Source organism: Caulobacter sp. SRI_008, from assembly GCF_057586355.1.
Map to the genome: position 1 here is coordinate 1 of NZ_JBYCZS010000060.1, position 892 is coordinate 892.

Below are 892 nucleotides of genomic sequence, written 5' to 3' on the forward strand. Positions count from 1 at the left end.
GCCACCCCGATGATCAGCACCGCGACCCAGACCGAGCTGGCGAAGGAGGCGAACATCACCGGCACGGCCAGCAGGGCGCAGATCAGCATGGTCAGCTTGCGGGCGTGGTTGATCGACCAGCCGCGCTTCATCAGGTTGGACGACAGCCAGCCGCCGGCCACCGACCCGACGTCGGAGAGCAGATAGATGGCGATCAGCGGCGGGCCGAAGGTCTTCAGGTCCAGGCCATAGCGCTTGCCCAGGAAGTCGGGCAGCCAGAACAGGAACATCCACCAGATCGGATCGATCAGGAACTTGCCCAGGGCGTAGGCCCAGGTCTCGCGCTTGGTCAGCAGCTTGCCCCAGCCGATCTTCTCGACCGGATCGGCGGGGTCCTGCTCGATGTGGGCCAGCTCGGCCGCGCCCAGCTTCTTGTGCTCGCGCGGACGGCGATAAACCAGCAGCCAGATCGGCAGCCAGATCAGGCCGGCGACGCCGGTGACGATGAAGGCCATCTGCCAGCCGAAGGCCAGCACGATGCCGGGCACGACCAAGGGGGTGACGATGGCGCCGATGTTGGTGCCGGCGTTGAAGATGCCGGTGGCGAAGGCGCGTTCCTTCTTGGGGAACCACTCGGCCACGGCCTTGATGCCGCCCGGGAAGCCGCCGGCCTCGCCGATGCCAAGGCCCATGCGGGCGAAGACGAAGCCGCCGAAGCCCTTGGCCGCGGCGTGGGCGATGTGGGCGATCTGCCAGATGGCGAAGGCCACGCCGAAGCCCCAGCGGGCCCCGATCTTGTCCATGATCTTGCCCCAGGCGAGGTAAGCCACGGCGTAGGCCAGCTGGAAGTAGAAGACGAGGTCGGCGTAGTGCTTCTCGTTCCAGCCGAACTCATGGGAGAGATCGGCCTTCA

1 protein-coding gene is annotated in these 892 nt (G+C 66.7%); it reads right to left on the reverse strand.

Features of this window, described 5'->3' with window-relative positions:
- On the reverse strand, nucleotides 1-892 hold an 892-nt coding region (locus AC2YHT_RS25655), incomplete at both ends, for an MFS transporter (RefSeq protein ID WP_487292613.1).